Source organism: Streptomyces thioluteus, assembly GCF_039535865.1.
The window spans coordinates 1-18,633 of record NZ_BAAAXZ010000065.1; the positions used below are offsets into that span (position 1 = coordinate 1).

The following is an 18,633-nucleotide window of genomic DNA, read 5'->3' on the forward strand; positions in this document are numbered from 1 at the left end:
GGCGTCCTACTCTCCCACACGGTCCCCCATGCAGTACCATCGGCGCTGAAAGGCTTAGCTTCCGGGTTCGAAATGTAACCGGGCGTTTCCCTAACGCTATGACCACCGAAACCCTATCGGTTTCGAGCGAACAAGCACACTCTTCAATTAAGTGGTTCTGCTCAAAGCCGGCAACTGTTCGTTGCCTCAGAACTTACACAGTGGACGCGAGCAACTGAGGACAAGCCCTCGGCCTATTAGTACCAGTCAACTCCACCCGTTACCAGGCTTCCATATCTGGCCTATCAACCCAGTCGTCTACTGGGAGCCTTACCCCATCAAGTGGGTGGGAGTCCTCATCTCGAAGCAGGCTTCCCGCTTAGATGCTTTCAGCGGTTATCCCTCCCGAACGTAGCCAACCAGCCATGCCCTTGGCAGAACAACTGGCACACCAGAGGTTCGTCCGTCCCGGTCCTCTCGTACTAGGGACAGCCCTTCTCAAGACTCCTACGCGCACAGCGGATAGGGACCGAACTGTCTCACGACGTTCTAAACCCAGCTCGCGTACCGCTTTAATGGGCGAACAGCCCAACCCTTGGGACCGACTCCAGCCCCAGGATGCGACGAGCCGACATCGAGGTGCCAAACCATCCCGTCGATATGGACTCTTGGGGAAGATCAGCCTGTTATCCCCGGGGTACCTTTTATCCGTTGAGCGACGGCGCTTCCACAAGCCACCGCCGGATCACTAGTCCCGACTTTCGTCCCTGCTCGACCCGTCGGTCTCACAGTCAAGCTCCCTTGTGCACTTACACTCAACACCTGATTGCCAACCAGGCTGAGGGAACCTTTGGGCGCCTCCGTTACTCTTTAGGAGGCAACCGCCCCAGTTAAACTACCCACCAGACACTGTCCCTGATCCGGATCACGGACCCAGGTTAGACATCCAGCACGACCAGAGTGGTATTTCAACGACGACTCCACACACACTGGCGTGCATGCTTCACAGTCTCCCACCTATCCTACACAAGCCGAACCGAACACCAATATCAAGCTATAGTAAAGGTCCCGGGGTCTTTCCGTCCTGCTGCGCGAAACGAGCATCTTTACTCGTAGTGCAATTTCACCGGGCCTATGGTTGAGACAGTCGAGAAGTCGTTACGCCATTCGTGCAGGTCGGAACTTACCCGACAAGGAATTTCGCTACCTTAGGATGGTTATAGTTACCACCGCCGTTTACTGGCGCTTAAGTTCTCAGCTTCGCCTGGACGAATCCAAGCTAACCGGTCCCCTTAACGTTCCAGCACCGGGCAGGCGTCAGTCCGTATACATCGCCTTACGGCTTCGCACGGACCTGTGTTTTTAGTAAACAGTCGCTTCTCGCTGGTCTCTGCGGCCACACCCAGCTCAGAGTGCAAGACTCATCACCAGACATGGCCCCCCTTCTCCCGAAGTTACGGGGGCATTTTGCCGAGTTCCTTAACCATAGTTCACCCGAACGCCTCGGTATTCTCTACCTGACCACCTGAGTCGGTTTAGGGTACGGGCCGCCATGAAACTCGCTAGAGGCTTTTCTCGACAGCATAGGATCATCCACTTCACCACAATCGGCTCGGCATCAGGTCTCAGCCTTAACGTGTGACGGATTTACCTACCACACGGCCTACACCCTTACCCCGGGACAACCACCGCCCGGGCTGGACTACCTTCCTGCGTCACCCCATCGCTTACCTACTACAAGTCTGGTCCGTCGGCTCCACCACTTCCCTTTCCCCGAAGGGTCCAGGACGGCTTCACGGACTTAGCATCGCCTGATTCGATATTGGGCGTTTCAAAGCGGGTACCGGAATATCAACCGGTTGTCCATCGACTACGCCTGTCGGCCTCGCCTTAGGTCCCGACTTACCCTGGGCAGATCAGCTTGACCCAGGAACCCTTAGTCAATCGGCGCACACGTTTCCCACGTGTGTATCGCTACTCATGCCTGCATTCTCACTCGTGAACCGTCCACAACTCGCTTCCGCGGCTGCTTCACCCGGCACACGACGCTCCCCTACCCATCACAGTCCCCGTTGGGGGTATGTACTGCAATGACACGACTTCGGCGGTACGCTTGAGCCCCGCTACATTGTCGGCGCGGAATCACTTGACCAGTGAGCTATTACGCACTCTTTCAAGGGTGGCTGCTTCTAAGCCAACCTCCTGGTTGTCTCTGCGACTCCACATCCTTTCCCACTTAGCGTACGCTTAGGGGCCTTAGTCGATGCTCTGGGCTGTTTCCCTCTCGACCATGGAGCTTATCCCCCACAGTCTCACTGCCGCGCTCTCACTTACCGGCATTCGGAGTTTGGCTAAGGTCAGTAACCCGGTAGGGCCCATCGCCTATCCAGTGCTCTACCTCCGGCAAGAAACACACGACGCTGCACCTAAATGCATTTCGGGGAGAACCAGCTATCACGGAGTTTGATTGGCCTTTCACCCCTAACCACAGGTCATCCCCCAGGTTTTCAACCCTGGTGGGTTCGGTCCTCCACGAAGTCTTACCTCCGCTTCAACCTGCCCATGGCTAGATCACTCCGCTTCGGGTCTTGGGCGCGCTACTCAACCGCCCTATTCGGACTCGCTTTCGCTACGGCTTCCCCACACGGGTTAACCTCGCAACACACCGCAAACTCGCAGGCTCATTCTTCAAAAGGCACGCAGTCACGACACAAGAAGCAAGCTCCTTGTGCGACGCTCCCACGGCTTGTAGGCACACGGTTTCAGGTACTATTTCACTCCGCTCCCGCGGTACTTTTCACCATTCCCTCACGGTACTATCCGCTATCGGTCACCAGGGAATATTTAGGCTTAACGGGTGGTCCCGCCAGATTCACACGGGATTTCTCGGGCCCCGTGCTACTTGGGTGTCTCTCAAACGAGCCGCAATGATTTCAGCTACGGGGGTCTTACCCTCTACGCCGGACCTTTCGCATGTCCTTCGCCTATCACTACGGTTTCTGACTCGTCCTGTCGCCGGCAGACGACAGAAGAGAGATCCCACAACCCCCACGACGCAACCCCTGCCGGGTATCACACGCCATAGGTTTGGCCTCATCCAGTTTCGCTCGCCACTACTCCCGGAATCACGGTTGTTTTCTCTTCCTGCGGGTACTGAGATGTTTCACTTCCCCGCGTTCCCTCCACACTGCCTATGTGTTCAGCAGCGGGTGACAGCCCATGACGACTGCCGGGTTTCCCCATTCGGACACCCCCGGATCACAGCTCGGTTGACAGCTCCCCGGGGCCTATCGCGGCCTCCCACGTCCTTCATCGGTTCCTGGTGCCAAGGCATCCACCGTGCGCCCTTAAAAACTTGGCCACAGATGCTCGCGTCCACTGTGCAGTTCTCAAACAACGACCAGCCACCCGTCACAACCCGCCGAAGCAGACCTTTACCGGGGCCAGTACAGAAGGCAACAAGCTCACGCTCGTACCCTCAGACACCCAACAGCGTGCCCGACACGACCAGTTCACATTCACGTTCCACGCCGAAGCAGTACTAGCGAACCCTCACCCATCGTGCCGAATAGTCAACGTTCCACCCATGAGCAACCGTGCAGAACGTTTGTCTGCAGTCGGCTATATGCTCCTTAGAAAGGAGGTGATCCAGCCGCACCTTCCGGTACGGCTACCTTGTTACGACTTCGTCCCAATCGCCAGTCCCACCTTCGACGGCTCCCTCCACAAGGGTTGGGCCACCGGCTTCGGGTGTTACCGACTTTCGTGACGTGACGGGCGGTGTGTACAAGGCCCGGGAACGTATTCACCGCAGCAATGCTGATCTGCGATTACTAGCAACTCCAACTTCATGGGGTCGAGTTGCAGACCCCAATCCGAACTGAGACCGGCTTTTTGAGATTCGCTCCACCTCACGGCATCGCAGCTCATTGTACCGGCCATTGTAGCACGTGTGCAGCCCAAGACATAAGGGGCATGATGACTTGACGTCGTCCCCACCTTCCTCCGAGTTGACCCCGGCAGTCTCCTGTGAGTCCCCATCACCCCGAAAGGCATGCTGGCAACACAGAACAAGGGTTGCGCTCGTTGCGGGACTTAACCCAACATCTCACGACACGAGCTGACGACAGCCATGCACCACCTGTACACCGACCACAAGGGGGCGACCATCTCTGGCCGTTTCCGGTGTATGTCAAGCCTTGGTAAGGTTCTTCGCGTTGCGTCGAATTAAGCCACATGCTCCGCTGCTTGTGCGGGCCCCCGTCAATTCCTTTGAGTTTTAGCCTTGCGGCCGTACTCCCCAGGCGGGGCACTTAATGCGTTAGCTGCGGCACGGACGACGTGGAATGTCGCCCACACCTAGTGCCCAACGTTTACGGCGTGGACTACCAGGGTATCTAATCCTGTTCGCTCCCCACGCTTTCGCTCCTCAGCGTCAGTATCGGCCCAGAGATCCGCCTTCGCCACCGGTGTTCCTCCTGATATCTGCGCATTTCACCGCTACACCAGGAATTCCGATCTCCCCTACCGAACTCTAGCCTGCCCGTATCGAATGCAGACCCGGGGTTAAGCCCCGGGCTTTCACATCCGACGCGACAAGCCGCCTACGAGCTCTTTACGCCCAATAATTCCGGACAACGCTTGCGCCCTACGTATTACCGCGGCTGCTGGCACGTAGTTAGCCGGCGCTTCTTCTGCAGGTACCGTCACTTTCGCTTCTTCCCTGCTGAAAGAGGTTTACAACCCGAAGGCCGTCATCCCTCACGCGGCGTCGCTGCATCAGGCTTTCGCCCATTGTGCAATATTCCCCACTGCTGCCTCCCGTAGGAGTCTGGGCCGTGTCTCAGTCCCAGTGTGGCCGGTCGCCCTCTCAGGCCGGCTACCCGTCGTCGCCTTGGTAGGCCATCACCCCACCAACAAGCTGATAGGCCGCGGGCTCATCCTGCACCGCCGGAGCTTTCCACCCTCAAGCATGCGCTCGAAGGTAATATCCGGTATTAGACCCCGTTTCCAGGGCTTGTCCCAGAGTGCAGGGCAGATTGCCCACGTGTTACTCACCCGTTCGCCACTAATCCACCCCGAAGGGCTTCATCGTTCGACTTGCATGTGTTAAGCACGCCGCCAGCGTTCGTCCTGAGCCAGGATCAAACTCTCCGTGAATGTTTACCCGTAATCGGGTTCAACACTCGCGTTGAGCGGAACAGCCAGGCGGAATAAGCCCGGCCGTTCACAGCGTCCTCGCTGTGTTTTTCAAAGGAACCTCATCCCAACCGAACGGCCGGGACGGGGTTGTTTTATAGTCTGGCGTTGACTTTTGGCACGCTGTTGAGTTCTCAAGGAACGGACGCTTCCTTCGTACTCACCGAGACTCGGTCTCGGCTTTCCTCCGGGCGCTTCCCTTCGGTGTTTCCAACTCTATCAGATCCTTTTCCGTGCCGTTCCCGGCCCGGATTCAGAATCCGAATTCCCGTCGGAGGGGATGTCCAACACTTTAGCGGAATTTCCCGGCGGCTCCCAATCGAGCCGGCCGGATCCATTCGAGCCCCGATTTCGGCACAGCGAAACCAGACCCCGTCCGGGGATCCCGCGTAGTAGTGGTGGTACCGCCTATCGGTACAGACGCCCATGGCGCTGCCCGTCTCCAGCGGCTCGGGCTACGTTAGGCCCTTCCGTCCACGGAGTCAAGCAGCACCGGTCAGGCCTTCGTCCCGGCGCGGTTCCGCGGCACATGGGCCCGGTACGGGCTCACCGTTCGGTCGCCGTCCGCCCAGAAGCGCCAGGGGTGGGTCGCGCCTTCGCCGCCGACGCCCGTGCGGGGACCGCTGCGGATCGACGAGTCCGGGAGGGGCGTTCCCATCAGGACGGAGAGGGGCGCGGCCGGGCCGGCGCAGATGTCGGTGCCGTTGAGGCTGCGGTCCACGTCGAGGGCGGTGGCCAGCCGGGCCGGGCCGCGGGCGAGGTCGCGGTCGTCGCGCGACTTGGGACGGCGTCCCCGGGCCAGTTCCTGGCCCTTGAGCACCTCGCCGGCGCGCAGCAACACGCCGCTCGCCGTGCCCTCCGGGCCGCAGACCAGGTTGAGACTGAACCACATCCCATAGATGAAGTAGACGTAGGCGTGACCGGGTGGGCCGAACATGGACGCGTTCCGCTCGGTGCGCCCCCGGTAGGCGTGCGACCCCGGGTCCGCCTCGCCCGCGTAGGCCTCGACCTCCGTGATGCGGAGCTCGATCGGCCCGTCGGGGCCCGTGCGGACGAGGGTGCGGCCGAGCAGGTCGGGGGCCACCTCGAGGACGGGCCGGTCGAAGAAGGCGCGGGCGAGCGGAGTGCGGTCAGGGGCGGAGGAGGTCATGCCGGCCGAGGGTAGTGGACCGGCCCGCCTCCCCATGGGTCAGGCGAGCAGGACCGCCATGGGGCTCTGCTGTCCCGTCCAGTACTCGACGGCGTCGGTGAGGATCGTCCGCGCGACGGAGGCGGCCTCGGGGGCGGCCTTGTGGAACGCGTCCCAGTCCTCCGCGACGAGGAGATAGCCGTGGGGCTCGCCGTCCTTGCGCCACCAGGAGAGGTCGGTGAGGCAGTCCGCGAGGGCGTCCCAGTTGTGGCCGAACCACCCGGGGAAGCCCAGGTCGGCGGCGCAACGGTCGAGGAAGGCCGCCTTGTCGCCGATGCCGTCGAGGCGGAGCCGGGCCGCCCGCCAGCCGGCGTCCGCGGCCAGCGCCGCGGCGTGCTCGGGGGTTTCCGTGACGGGCAGCCGGTAGAGGCCGGGCGGGACCGAGCCGGTGAGGAGCCCGGGGACGCCGGAGGCGGGGAGTTGGCTGGTCATGGGTGCACCACCGCTTCGAAGGTCTTGTAGTGGTCGCCGGTGTAGAAGCGCTCGGAGTGACCGCCGGTCACGATGCGGCGGGCGCCGCGGTTGCGCGCCTCGGGGGTCGGGACCGTGTACTCGTGGTAGTAGCCGCGCGGCTGCTTGGGCAGCCGGTTCTCGTAGTTGCCGAAGACGGTGCCGTCCTTGGGGTACGGGAACGGCCCGCCCTTGTCGATGAGTTCCAGGGTGCGCCTGGCCTCGGGCGGCAGCTTGTCCGGGGTGACGGTCCGCATGCCCTTGGCCCAGGACGGGGTGGCGCCGGAGCCTCCGGAGCCGGAGGTTCTGCCGGTCTGGGACGGGGCCGTGGTGGCCGCCTTCCCGGACTTGCCGTGGCCGCCGGAGGAACAGGCGGGGAGGAGGAACAGGGGCAGGGCGGTGAGGAGCACGGTCAGGGAGCGCAGGGCGCGGCCGGCCGGTCGTCGTCCGCCTCGTCGGAACACACGTCGAAGCACGTCCATATGGTCGCAGCCCGCGCCGTTCGTGCCTCGCTAGGCTGACGTCCTCATGTGTCCACGTACTGGAGGTGTCCCTGTGTCAGCCGTTCCGGGCCGTCCGCCGCTCCCCCACGATTTCTTCCCGCCGGTCCCCTCGTTCACGGTGGTGAGCGAGGACGTCGAGCCCGGGGCGCGGCTCCGCGACGGCCAGGTCTTCAGCGGGGGCAACACCTCTCCCCACCTGCGCTGGGAGGGCTTCCCGGAGGGGACGAAGAGCTTCGCCGTGACCTGCTTCGACCCCGACGCGCCGACGGGCAGCGGGTTCTGGCACTGGGTCCTCTTCGACCTTCCCGCGACGGTGACCGAACTGCCGGCGGGGGCCGGGAGCGGTGACATGAAGGACCTTCCGGCGGGTGCGGTGCACGTCCGGAACGACTACGGGACGCGGGACTTCGGGGGTGCGGCGCCGCCGGCCGGGGACGGTCCGCACCGGTACGTCTTCACCGTGTATGCCGTGGACCAGGAGAAGTTGGGGCCGGACGCGGAGGCCACGCCGGCGTTCGTCGGTTTCCATCTGCGGTTCCATGCGGTGGGGCGGGCGCAGTTGATCGGGGAGTACGAGGTGTCGGCGGCGGGCTGAGCGGCAGCTTGGGCGGGCGGCTGGGGCGGCGGCCGGAAATTCCGTTGCGCGGGTCGGTGCGTGGCCGCCACAGTGGTCCTGCCGACGGCATCGCATGCGGCCGTCGGGCAGCGGATACCGCAGTGGCGGGGGTGAGTTGGCGTGTCGCGCGTCGGCGCCGCCTGTCGGAGCCCTGGGCGTGGGCCCGGGGTGACCTCGTCCGCTGCCGTGCGCTCCGGGCCCGCGTGTTGGTACGGGGGAAGGGCCCGGAGCGTTTCCGTTTGCACGGGGGGGTGCCCCAGTCCCGCCCCAACCCTCTTCCGCAGGGGCTGCGCCCCTGCGCGACCCCGATGGCGCGCGGTACGCGCCGGAACCGCGCTCCGCGCGGTGAGCGGGGCTTCGCCCCTGCACCCCACCGGGAGCTCCGCCCCCTGGACCCCGACCGGGACTCCCCCTGCACCCGCCCACGGCCTCGTCCCCGTCCCTGTCCCTGTCCCCCGACCGGAACTACGTCCCTACCCCCGAACCGCCCTCCGCGCGCTCTCCTCAGACGCCGAAGGCGCTGAAGTGCACGCCCTCAGCGCAACAGCAACTGCACAATCGCAACGCTCCCCACCGCCACAATCACCCCCCGCAACACCGTCGCGCTCAAGCCCCGCGCGACCTTCGCGCCCAACTGGCCGCCCAACGTGGAGCCCACGGCTATCAGCAGCACCGCCTCCCAGTTCACCTCCGCCACGAACACGAAGAAGAGCGCCGCCACTCCGTTCACCATCACGCCCAGAACGTTCTTGAGGCCGTTGATGCGCTGGAGGTCGTCGTGCAGCAACAGGCCCATCAGGGACAGGTACATGACTCCCTGGGCCGCGCCGAAGTAGCCGCCGTAGGTGCTGGCCAGCAGGAGGCCCAGGAGAAGGGCGAGGCCGCCGTCCGCGTGCGGGACGGTGCCGTTGCGTTCGTGGCGGCGGGCGAGTGCCCGGGCGAGCCGGGGCTGGAGGATGACCAGCGCCAGCGCGAGCGCGATGAGCGCGGGGACGATCGCGTCGAACGCCTTGGACGGCAGGGCGAGCAGCAGGGCCGCCCCGGCGAGGCCGCCCGCCAGGGCGACGAGGCCGAAGCGGACGATCCGGCCGCGCTGGCCGCGCAGTTCGCGGCGGTAGCCGACGACCCCGCTGATGCTGCCGGGGATCAGCCCCAGGGTGTTGGAGACGTTGGCGGTGACCGGCGGCAGTCCCGTGGCGAGCAGCACCGGAAAGGTGAACAGCGTGCCGGAGCCGACGACGACGTTGATGGTGCCGGCCCCGATGCCGGCCGCGAAGACCGCGAGTGCTTCCCAGATGGACAAGGCCATCTCCTTCGGATCAGTACGGTGCCTCCCCGCCATGGCAGGTCGGGGGGCCGCACTTGATCATGCACGAGAACGGCCGGGAAGGATACGGCTGTTAGTCGATCGGCGGCTCTTCGCGGCGCGGGCTCTCCTTGGTCGTCTTCACACCGCCCCGGGGACTGCCGAAGTTCCCGACGGCCCCGCTCAGGCCCTTGAGGGCGTCGCCGATCTCGCTGGGCACGATCCAGAGCTTGTTGGCGTCGCCCTCGGCGATCTTCGGGAGCATCTGGAGGTACTGGTAGGAGAGCAGCTTCTCGTCGGGGTCGCCGGCGTGGATGGACTCGAAGACCGTGCGGATGGCCTGGGCCTCGCCCTCGGCGCGCAGGGCCGCGGCCTTGGCCTCGCCCTCGGCGCGCAGGATCGCGGACTGCTTCTCGCCCTCCGCGGTGAGGATCTGCGACTGGCGGATGCCCTCGGCGGTGAGGATCGCGGCGCGCTTGTCACGGTCGGCGCGCATCTGCTTCTCCATCGAGTCCTGGATGGAGGTGGGCGGTTCGATCGCCTTGAGCTCGACGCGGTTGACGCGGATGCCCCACTTGCCCGTCGCCTCGTCGAGGACGCCGCGCAGGGCCGCGTTGATCTCCTCGCGGGAGGTGAGGGTCCGCTCCAGGTCCATGCCGCCGATGATGTTGCGCAGGGTGGTGACGGTGAGCTGCTCGATGGCCTGGATGAAGCTGGACACCTCGTAGGTCGCGGCACGCGCGTCGGTCACCTGGTAGTAGATGACGGTGTCGATGTTGACGACGAGGTTGTCCTGGGTGATGACGGGCTGCGGGGGGAACGGCACGACCTGCTCGCGGAGGTCGATGCGGTTGCGGATGGAGTCGATGAACGGGACGACGATGTTGAGGCCCGCGTTGAGCGTCCGGGTGTAGCGGCCGAAGCGCTCGACGATGGCGGCGCTGGCCTGCGGAATGACCTGCACCGTCTTCATGAGGGCGATGAAGACGAGCACCACCAGGATGATCAGGACGATGATGATCGCCATCGTGGCTCCTCGTGCCTTTGTCGTGGGTCGGTCGTGCTGCGGTCGGTCGTGTCGATCGTGCTGGTGGAGTCTTCCAGAACCCGCGGTGGCGCGCAGGCCGGGCCGGTCCGCGAGGGCCGTCTCACATCACCACCGCCGTCGCGCCGTCGATGTCGACGACGTCGACCTGCTGGCCGACCTCGTAGGCGTGGTCGCCGTCGAGGGCGCGCGCGGACCAGATCTCACCGGCGAGCTTGATGCGCCCGCCGTGGCCGTCGACCCGCTCCAGGACGACGGCCTGCCGTCCCTTGAGTGCCTCGACCCCTGATTGCAGGGTGGGCCGTCGGGTGCGCTGCCGGTTGGCGATCGGCCGGACGACGGCGATCAGAGCGACGGAGACGACGGCGAAGACGACGAACTGGGTCACCGTGCCCCCGCCCAGCGCGTCCGTGACGGCCGCCGCGCGACGGCGCCGACCGCGAGCATGCCGAACTCCGGCATCGCGGTCACGACCAGGGGGATGCCGAGCCCGACGGCGGCCACGAGCCACCACGCCCATGTGTTCACATGGTCATGGTAGGCGCGTGGGACAGGGTCACCGACAGGGCTCCTCGGCCCTTCGGGGGCTTACGAGAGCGGCAGGCCGTGGGCGGTCCAGCGCTCGCCGCGGCTCTCGACGACCAGGGGGAGGCCGAAGCACTTGGAGAGGTTGCGGGAGGTGAGTTCGAGCTCGATGGGGCCGGCGGCGAGCACCTGGCCCTGACGGATCATCAGGACGTGGGTGAAGCCGGGGGCGATCTCCTCGACGTGGTGGGTGACCATCACCATCGAGGGGGCGAGCGGGGTCCCGGGCGAGCCGGCCGAGGCGGCGCACCAGGTCCTCGCGGCCGCCGAGGTCGAGGCCCGCGGCGGGCTCGTCCAGCATCAGCAGCTCGGGGTCGATCATCATCGCGCGGGCGATGAGGGTGCGCTTTGCGCTCGCCCTCGGAGAGGGTGCCGAACTTGCGGTCCAGGTGCTCGGTCATGCCGAGCACGTCGAGGAAGGCGCGGGCGCGCTGCTCGTCGACGGTCTCGTAGTCCTCGCGCCAGGTGGCGGTCATGCCGTACGCCGCGGTGAGCACCGTCTGCAGGACGGTCTGACTGCGCGGCAGCTTGTCGGCGAGGGCGATGCCCGCCATACCGATGCGCGGCCGCAGCTCGAAGACGTCGACGGAGCCGAGGGTCTCGCCGAGGATCCGCGCCGTGCCCTTGGTCGGGAAAGAGGTAGCTGGAGGCGACATTGAGAAGCGTGGTCTTGCCGGCGCCGTTGGGGCCGAGGATCACCCAGCGCTCGCCCTCCTTGACCGACCAGGAGACCTGATCCAGCAGAGCCCGGCCCTCGCGGACCACGGATACGTCCACCAGTTCCAGTACATCGCTCATGAGCGCGTTGTCTCCCATTGCAGTTCGTCGTCGCTGGCGCCTGTCGGCGCAGCCCCCAGGGAAAACCTACGCCACCTGCCGTCGTCGCCAGTCCCTAGGCTGGGGCACATGCTCGATGAACATCGCTCAGGCCGGCTGACAGCCTGGGGAAATGCCCTGCTTGCCCGGATTTGCCGCGCCTGATGACGTAGCGCTCCACATCACCGGGGAGGACGCCGTCCACCGGGTCGTCGGCCTGCCGGTGAATCCGGCCCCGTGGGCCTGACCCTCGCCCTGGGCAGGACTGCGCGCGCTCGGCGCGGCGGGGCTGCGGCTGGCGCTGCCGGCGCCCGGTCACCCGCTGGGGCTGAGCGGACCGCCGGAGTTCAACGCCCTGGCCCTGGAGGCCGGTGAGGCCGTCGTCGCCGTGGGGGCGGGGCCTGGGCCTGGTGCCCGAGGTGCACGCGCGGGGCCCCGAAGGAGACGAACACGTGGAAGTGGTCTGGCAGTGCCTGCCGGTGCGCGAGGCGCCGCCGGCGGACGTGCCGTCGCTCGGCGAGGCGGAGCGCGAGCTCGCGGAGGCCCTGCGGGAGGCGACGGAGGTGCTCACCCGGCTCGATGTGGCGGGCTCGGGCCCGGCGGCCGACGCCGCGCTGGAGGCGTATCGCGCCCGGGCGGAGAGCGTGACGGGAGGTTCTGGCGCCGGGCTATCCGCCGCGCGCGGCGCGCGTGCTGGAGCTGGCGCAGCGGGTGGGCGCACTGTGGCCATCGCGAGCCGGTCGGGGGACGGCGGTGGCCGGGAGCACGGGGCCGCCGTGAGCGCGGCCGAGATCACGGCGCGGGCGGCGGCGCTGCGCCCGGTGGAGCGCACGGCCCGGCGGGCCCAGGTGGCCGCGTACAACGCGCCGCTGGAGGAGCGGGAGCGCGGCAGGCCCTGAAACGAACGGAGGCCCCGCGGAACCGAGGGGTCCGCGGGGCCTTCCGGGCGTCACTTGCTGATGCAGACGTTTCCGAACGTCGGGTTCAGGAGCCGATCAGGATGTCGATCGTGTTGCCGCAAGCGTTGATCGGCACGTCCAGGGGGATCTGGATGACGTTGCCGGAAATGACGCCGGGTGAGCCCTTCGCGACACCGTGGGCGCTGGAGCCTTCGTCGTGGCGCGACTGCGCGTACCGACGGAGGCGCCCGACGGCGACGCCCGCGGCGGCCAGAACGAGAGCGGCCTTTTTGGCTCGGTTCATGGGTGTCTTCCTTTGCTGGTGACCTCGCGACCCCGGTGACGGAGTCGCGCCCTGATGAACGCCACCGCACCACCGACGGCACGGCCGCCAGTGGCGTTTGCCCTCGTTCGGGCGATTGATCACCCTCGGACGTCGGCCCCGCGGGGGCGGGGCCGACGCGGCCGGGCGAGTGATCGCCGGGGGGCTGCTACTCGTTGACGCAGACGTTGCCGTGCGCCGGGTTGAGCAGGCCCACGACGTTGATCGTGTTGCCGCAGACGTTGGCGTCGACCTCGACGGGCGCCTGGATGACGTTGCCGGAGACCACGCCGGGCGAGTTCTTCGCAATGCCGTCCGCGCCGTGCGAGGTGTGGGCGGAAGCCATACCTGCACCGGCGAGGGCGAGACCGCCGACCGCGAGCGTGACGGCAGCGGCCTTCTTCATGTTCTTCACTCTTCCTCTGACCTTCCTGGAACGTCCCACGGCCAGCCGCCGCGGTTACGCCATGGAAAACGGGCCACCGCCATCCGGGTTATCGGCTCCGGCGGACAATCACACGACCGCATGAACCGCTCGTCGGAATGAGACGTTCCGGATCGACGGCAGCCCGCTCCGGCCAGGCAGGTCAGTCGCCGATCCCGTGCCGGACCGCCCAGAGGGCCGCCTGGGTGCGGTCGGCGAGGTCGAGCTTCATCAGGATGTTGGAGACGTGCGTCTTGACCGTCTTCTCCGACAGCACCAGCGCCCGGGCGATCTCCCCGGTTGGACCGGCCGTCCGCGATCAGGGCGAGCACCTCCCGCTCGCGCTCGGTGAGCGCGTTTCCCTCTGCCCTGGCCGCCGCCCGAGTCGTCCTGGGTCAGCAGGGGCGCCCGCCACCTCGGGCTGGAGCAGGACGTGCCCGGCGTGCACCGAGCGGATGGCCCCGGCCAGCGCGTCGGGGTCCACGTCCTTGTAGACGTAGCCCGCGGCGCCGGCCTTGAGAGCCGGGATCACCGTGCGCTGCTCGGTGAAGCTGGTGACGACCAGCACCCGGGCGGGGGCTGTCCAGGGAACGGAGCCGGCGCAGCGCCTCGATGCCGTCCATGCCGGGCATCTTCACGTCCAGGAGGATCACGTCGGGCCGCAGTTCCTCGGCGCGGGCCACGCCCTCGGCGCCGTCGGCGGCCTCCCCCACCACCTCGATGTCGTCCTGGACCTCCAGGAAGGTGCGGAGGCCCTTGCGGACCACCTGGTGATCGTCCACCAGCAGAACCTTGATCGTGTGGTCCTCAGCCACCGGGCACCTCCATCTCGATCACGGTGCCCTGGCCGGGCTCCGAGACAACCTTCAGCCTGCCGCCGACCCCGTTGGCCCGGTCCCGCATGGAGACCAGGCCGAGGTGGCGGCCCGCCTGCCGGACGGCGGACGGGTCGAATCCGCTTCCGTCGTCGGCCACCCGCAGCGCGGCGGCCCTGGCCCCGGCGGGCGAGGGTGACCTCGACGTTCTCCGCGCCCGAGTGGCGCAGGGCGTTGTGCAGGGCCTCCTGGGCGACGCGCAGCAGCGCCTCCTCCTGGGAGGCGGGCAGGGCCCGCATGCCGTGGGCCGCGAAGCCCACGCTCGCCGCGTGGGCCCGGTCGAGCACCTTGACCTGGGTGCGCAGGGTGGCGACCAGCCCGTCCTCGTCGAGCCCGGCCGGGCGCAGCTCGACGACCGCGGCGCGCAGCTCGTCGGTGGCCTCGGCGGCCAGGTGGGCGACCTGGTGCAGCTGGTCCTTGGCGCGGGCCGGGTCGCGGTCCACCAGGGCGGTGGCGGGCCTGGGCCGTCAGGCGCAGGGAGAACAGCTTCTGCGCGACGGCGTCGTGCAGCTCGTGGGCGAGCCGGGAGCGCTCGTCGGCGATGGTCAGCTCGCGGCTGCGCTCGTAGAGGCGGGCGTTGGTGAGCGCGATGGCGGCGTGCTGGGCGAGGACGGCGAGCAGCTCCTCGTCCTCGTCGGTGAAACCGCAACCGGTGGCCGGTGCCGCCGTGCTTGTACGCCTTGTTGGCGAGGAAGAGGACGGCGAGGTTCTCGTCGCCGTCGGCGACGGGCATGCCGAGGAAGTCGCCCATCTCGGGGTGGGCGTCGGGCCAGCCGCCGAAGCGGGGGTCCTTGCGGACGTCGGCGAGCCGCTGGGGGGCCTTGTCCTCGAGCATGGCGGCGAGGATGCCGTGCTGGCGGGGCAGCGGGCCGATGGCCTTCCACGTCTCGTCGCTGACGCCGTCGACGACGAACTGGGAGAAGCCTCCGTGGTCGTCGGGGACGCCGAGGGCGGCGTACTGGGCGTCGAGCAGCTCGCGGGCGGAGCGGACGATCGTCTTCAGGACGTCCCGCACCTCCAGATGTCTGCTCATCGCGAGGATCGCGGCGCTCACAGCGGAGAGGCCGGAGCGTGGGCCATGGGTCATGGGATCACCGTAAACCGGTGGGCGATCTCCGCGGATCGGACCGCTGGCGGGCGGACGCTTACACCGCGCGCCCTAGGCCGAGGGCCCGGCCGCGCCAGACTCGTGTCATGTCTATACCAACGCAGTGGACACCCACCCATGGCGATCCCTACCGGCCGGTCCCCTACCGGCCCGGCCGGATGCCCGCCGACCAGGTCGCTGGCCCGGGCCGCGGAGCTGCGCGCGCGGATGGCGGAGCGGCGGACCGTGCGGCAGTTCTCCGCGGGACCCGGTGCCGGAGCAGGCGGTGCGGGACGCGATCGCCTGCGCGGCCACGGCGCCGTCCGGGGCGCACCAGCAGCCGTGGACGTTCGTCCTGGTCAAGGACCCCGAGGTGCGGGCGCGGATCCGGGCGGCGGGCGGAAGAGGAGGAGCGCGTCTCCTATGCCGGGCGGCTCGGCGAGGAGTGGCTGGCGGCCCTGCGGCCGCTGGGCACGGACGAGGTGAAGCCGCATCTGACGGACGCCCCGGCGCTGATCGTGGTCTTCCAGCAGCGCTACTGGCTGGGGGCGGACGGGGAGCGGCGCAAGCACTACTACGTGGACGAGTCGGTGGGCATCGCCGTCGGGATGCTGCTCTCGGCGCTGCACCTGTCGGGGCTGGCGGCCCTGGTGCACACGCCGAGCCCGATGCGGTTCCTGGGCGAGGTGCTGGGGCGGCCGGTGAACGAGAAGGCGTTCGCGGTGATCCCGGTCGGGTATCCGGCGGCGGACTGCCGGGTTCCGGGGCTGGTGCGCAAGAGCCTGGGCCAGGTGCTGTTCGAGGTCTGAGCGGCTCCCGGGGCGGGCTCGGCACGCGGGCCGTACCGAGGGTGCGTGCGTGGTCACACCGAGTGCGGTGGAGTGCCGCCCGGTGTGACCCCGCACATAGGACGCACATCACCTACGACTGCGGATAGTGGACGAATAAGGCATCCGTAAAGGCGGGCCTGAGCGGGCGGCGGTCGCCTTCCGGGCCGGTCGGCCGGAGGCGTCCGCAACGAAGCCGGATAGTACGTCGCATCTTTGCCAGGACTTTTTGCAGCCGCTAACAATTGCCCCGTCGCAGGGCGCCGTAGATCGAATTACGGCGCTTCTTTCAGCGCCGATCCGGGCCCGCGACCCCACGCGATTGGAAGAGGTTCAGCTCAGTCATGCGCTCCATCTCCGGCTATAGCCGTCTCACGAAGGTCCACAAGTTCTCCGCGGCGGGCATCGCCGCGGCCGGTGTCGCCGCCCTGGCACTCGCCGTCGTCCCCGCCTCGGCGGAGGACGAGAAGCAGCAGGCGATCGCCGTGAAGCCGGTGGCCTGGAACGCCAAGGCGTTCGGCACCGAGGACCTGAGCGCGGAGCTGGCGCAGCAGTCGGACAGCGCGACCCAGCAGGCCCGTCACGAGGCCGAGGCCAAGAAGAAGGCCGAGGCCGAGGCGAAGGCCAAGGCGGACAAGGAGCGCGCCGAGAAGGAGGCCGCGAGCCGGTCCACCGCGCGCAAGCCGGTCAAGGCCGAGCCCGCCGCCCCGAAGGCGGCCCCGGCCGCCCCGGCCCCCAAGTCCTACGCGAACAACCTGGACGGCTGGATCCGCGAGGCCCTGGACATCATGTCCGCCAAGGGCATCCCGGGCACCTACGACGGCATCTACCGCAACATCATGCGGGAGTCGACGGGCAACCCGAACGCCATCAACAACTGGGACTCGAACGCCGCCGCCGGCATTCCCTCCAAGGGCCTGCTCCAGGTGATCGACCCGACCTTCCAGGCGTACCACGTCGAGGGCACCTCCTGGGACATCTACGACCCGGTCGCCAACATCACCGCCGCCTGCAACTACGCGGCCAAGACGTACGGCTCCATGGACAACGTCAACTCGGCCTACTGAGCCGGGAAGAACGAAAAGGGCGGTGCACCCGGGAAACCGGGTGCACCGCCCTTTTGCTGTGGCAATGCGGATTGCCTCGTTACTTCCGCATGACCTCCGGCTCGTGCCGGCGCAGCAGCCGCGCGACCGCGAATCCGCAGGCGACGCCCAGCAGGATCAGGACGGCCACGTCGATGCCCCACTGGCTCGCGGTGTGCGCCCACAGCGGGTCGACGTTGTGCCGGTCGCCCTTGTCCATCGGCGCCATGATGTGCGAGAGGTCCAGCGTCGCGGCGGTCGCCCCGATCGCCCAGCGGGACGGCATCAGCCAGGCGAACTGCTCGACGCCGGGCGAGTCGTAGATCTTGAACATGATGCCGGTGAACACCACCTGGACGATGGCGAACATGACCAGCAGCGGCATGGTCTTCTCGGCGGTCTTCACCAGCGAGGAGATCACGAGGCCGATCATCATCGACGTGAAGCCGAGCGCGATGATCACCAGGCACATCTCGGCGGCCGGCAGGCTCTTGAGGATCACGCCTTCCGCCGGCATCTTGCGGATCGAGAAGCCGATGGCGGAGATGATGACGCCCTGCAGGGCGGTGATCAGTCCGAGGACGACGACCTTGGACATCAGGTACGCGGAGCGGGAGAGGCCGACGGCCCGTTCCCGTTCGTAGATCACCCTCTCCTTGATCAACTCCCGGACGGAGTTGGCCGCGCCCGAGAAGCACATGCCGACCGCGAGGATCAGCATGATGGTGCCGGCGTCCTGGTTGAAGTGCCCCCGGGCCGGGGCGCCGAGCCCGTAGTCGGAGGGGATCACACAGCTCACGCCGCCGAGCACGGCGGGCAGGATGAGCATCAGGCCGATGAAGCCCCGGTCGGAGGCGATGACCGACGCGTAGCGGCGCATCAGCGTCCACAGCTGGGAGCCCCAGCTCTGCGGCACCGGCGGCCTGACCACCTGCGGCTGGACGTGGACGGACTGCGGCGCGACCGCGTCGATGTCCGCGGCGTACATCTGGTAGTGCTGCGAGCCCTTCCAGCGCCCGGCCCAGTCGTAGTCGCGGTAGTTCTCGAAGGCGGAGAAGACGTCCGCCCAGGTCTCGTACCCGAAGAAGTTGAGCGCCTCCTCGGGCGGGCCGAAGTAGGCGACCGAGCCGCCGGGCGCCATGACCAGCAGCTTGTCGCAGAGCGCCAGTTCGGCGACGGAGTGCGTGACCACCAGGACGGTCCGGCCGTCGTCGGCGAGGCCGCGCAGCAGCTGCATCACGTCGCGGTCCATGCCCGGGTCGAGGCCGGAGGTCGGCTCGTCCAGGAAGATCAGCGACGGCTTGGTCAGCAGCTCCAGGGCGACGGAGACGCGCTTGCGCTGGCCGCCGGAGAGGGAGGTGACCTTCTTGTCCTTGTGGATGTCGAGCTTGAGCTCGCGCAGCACCTCGTCGATCCGCCCGCCTCG

Annotated in this window: 10 protein-coding genes, 3 rRNA genes and 6 pseudogenes; 4 read left to right on the forward strand and 15 right to left on the reverse strand. The window is 67.3% G+C overall.

Features of this window, described 5'->3' with window-relative positions; genetic code table 11:
• The 6 genes from rrf to ABD794_RS08440 all read right to left on the reverse strand — a co-directional run.
• Nucleotides 1–110 (reverse strand): 5S ribosomal RNA (gene rrf / locus ABD794_RS08415); the annotation flags it as partial.
• A gap of 106 nt (nt 111–216) precedes the next feature.
• Nucleotides 217–3,340, reverse strand: a 23S ribosomal RNA gene (locus ABD794_RS08420).
• A 275-nt stretch (nt 3,341–3,615) separates the two neighbouring features.
• A 16S ribosomal RNA gene (locus tag ABD794_RS08425) occupies nt 3,616–5,139 on the reverse strand.
• Between the two features lie 535 nt (nt 5,140–5,674).
• Entirely contained in the window at nt 5,675–6,328 is a 654-nt protein-coding gene (locus ABD794_RS08430; protein WP_344962032.1) for a DNA-3-methyladenine glycosylase, read from the reverse strand.
• A 39-nt stretch (nt 6,329–6,367) separates the two neighbouring features.
• Nucleotides 6,368–6,799: a barstar family protein gene (locus tag ABD794_RS08435; protein ID WP_344962035.1), complete on the reverse strand. Its 432-nt coding sequence runs from the start codon at nt 6,797–6,799 to the stop codon at nt 6,368–6,370.
• Entirely contained in the window at nt 6,796–7,299 is a 504-nt protein-coding gene (locus ABD794_RS08440) for a guanyl-specific ribonuclease (RefSeq protein WP_425585963.1), read from the reverse strand. The genes ABD794_RS08435 and ABD794_RS08440 overlap by 4 nt, the downstream gene beginning before the upstream one ends.
• 73 nt (nt 7,300–7,372) lie before the next feature.
• Between ABD794_RS08440 and ABD794_RS08445 the strand changes: the two genes are divergently transcribed.
• Nucleotides 7,373–7,915, forward strand: a complete 543-nt coding sequence (locus ABD794_RS08445) for a YbhB/YbcL family Raf kinase inhibitor-like protein (RefSeq protein WP_344962037.1) — start codon at nt 7,373–7,375, stop codon at nt 7,913–7,915.
• Between the two features lie 556 nt (nt 7,916–8,471).
• Here ABD794_RS08445 and ABD794_RS08450 read toward each other — a convergent pair.
• The 4 genes and pseudogenes from ABD794_RS08450 to ABD794_RS08465 all read right to left on the reverse strand — a co-directional run bounded on the left by ABD794_RS08450 (nt 8,472) and on the right by ABD794_RS08465 (nt 11,670).
• Nucleotides 8,472–9,239 carry a sulfite exporter TauE/SafE family protein gene (locus tag ABD794_RS08450; protein ID WP_344962039.1) on the reverse strand — a complete coding sequence of 256 codons (768 nt, stop codon included), beginning with the start codon at nt 9,237–9,239 and terminating at the stop codon, nt 8,472–8,474.
• Nucleotides 9,240–9,336: 97 nt separating this feature from the next.
• The gene (locus ABD794_RS08455) at nt 9,337–10,269 is read right to left on the reverse strand and encodes an SPFH domain-containing protein (RefSeq protein WP_344962041.1); all 933 of its coding nucleotides are present in this window, start codon (nt 10,267–10,269) and stop codon (nt 9,337–9,339) included.
• A 121-nt stretch (nt 10,270–10,390) separates the two neighbouring features.
• Nucleotides 10,391–10,749: pseudogene (locus ABD794_RS08460) on the reverse strand (NfeD family protein).
• 126 nt (nt 10,750–10,875) lie between these two features.
• Nucleotides 10,876–11,670: pseudogene (locus ABD794_RS08465) on the reverse strand (ABC transporter ATP-binding protein).
• 108 nt (nt 11,671–11,778) lie between these two features.
• Here ABD794_RS08465 and ABD794_RS08470 point away from each other — a divergent pair.
• Nucleotides 11,779–12,587 (forward strand): annotated as a pseudogene (locus ABD794_RS08470) (hypothetical protein).
• An 85-nt stretch (nt 12,588–12,672) separates the two neighbouring features.
• Here the strand turns inward: ABD794_RS08470 and ABD794_RS08475 are convergent.
• The 4 genes and pseudogenes from ABD794_RS08475 to ABD794_RS18700 form a co-directional block, all read right to left on the reverse strand.
• Nucleotides 12,673–12,891, reverse strand: coding sequence for a chaplin (locus ABD794_RS08475; protein WP_344962043.1), 219 nt, complete (start codon nt 12,889–12,891; stop codon nt 12,673–12,675).
• Between the two features lie 187 nt (nt 12,892–13,078).
• Nucleotides 13,079–13,324, reverse strand: coding sequence for a chaplin (locus ABD794_RS08480; protein WP_344962045.1), 246 nt, complete (start codon nt 13,322–13,324; stop codon nt 13,079–13,081).
• Nucleotides 13,325–13,496: 172 nt separating this feature from the next.
• Nucleotides 13,497–14,148, reverse strand: a pseudogene (locus ABD794_RS08485) (response regulator).
• A pseudogene (locus tag ABD794_RS18700) lies at nt 14,141–15,295 on the reverse strand (GAF domain-containing sensor histidine kinase). Before ABD794_RS18700 ends, ABD794_RS08485 begins: the two co-directional pseudogenes overlap by 8 nt.
• Before the next feature lie 107 nt (nt 15,296–15,402).
• Here ABD794_RS18700 and ABD794_RS08505 point away from each other — a divergent pair.
• Nucleotides 15,403–16,104, forward strand: a pseudogene (locus tag ABD794_RS08505) (nitroreductase family protein).
• Nucleotides 16,105–16,466: 362 nt separating this feature from the next.
• Nucleotides 16,467–17,189, forward strand: coding sequence for a transglycosylase SLT domain-containing protein (locus ABD794_RS08510; RefSeq protein ID WP_344962047.1), 723 nt, complete (start codon nt 16,467–16,469; stop codon nt 17,187–17,189).
• A gap of 79 nt (nt 17,190–17,268) precedes the next feature.
• On the opposite strand, the gene ABD794_RS08515 is transcribed toward ABD794_RS08510, so the two are convergent.
• The coding region (locus tag ABD794_RS08515; RefSeq protein ID WP_344962049.1) for an ABC transporter permease at nt 17,269–18,633 on the reverse strand (1,365 nt) is incomplete at its 5' end.

Bases quoted from the DNA above. Each gene is read 5' to 3' on its own strand.
- ABD794_RS08430 (WP_344962032.1), bottom strand. From the start codon at position 6,328: ATGACCTCCTCCGCCCCTGACCGCACTCCGCTCGCCCGCGCCTTCTTC.
- ABD794_RS08475 (WP_344962043.1), bottom strand. From the start codon at position 12,891: ATGAACCGAGCCAAAAAGGCCGCTCTCGTTCTGGCCGCCGCGGGCGTC.
- ABD794_RS08435 (WP_344962035.1), bottom strand. From the start codon at position 6,799: ATGACCAGCCAACTCCCCGCCTCCGGCGTCCCCGGGCTCCTCACCGGC.
- ABD794_RS08455 (WP_344962041.1), bottom strand. From the start codon at position 10,269: ATGGCGATCATCATCGTCCTGATCATCCTGGTGGTGCTCGTCTTCATC.
- ABD794_RS08510 (WP_344962047.1), top strand. From the start codon at position 16,467: ATGCGCTCCATCTCCGGCTATAGCCGTCTCACGAAGGTCCACAAGTTC.
- ABD794_RS08440 (WP_425585963.1), bottom strand. From the start codon at position 7,299: ATGGACGTGCTTCGACGTGTGTTCCGACGAGGCGGACGACGACCGGCC.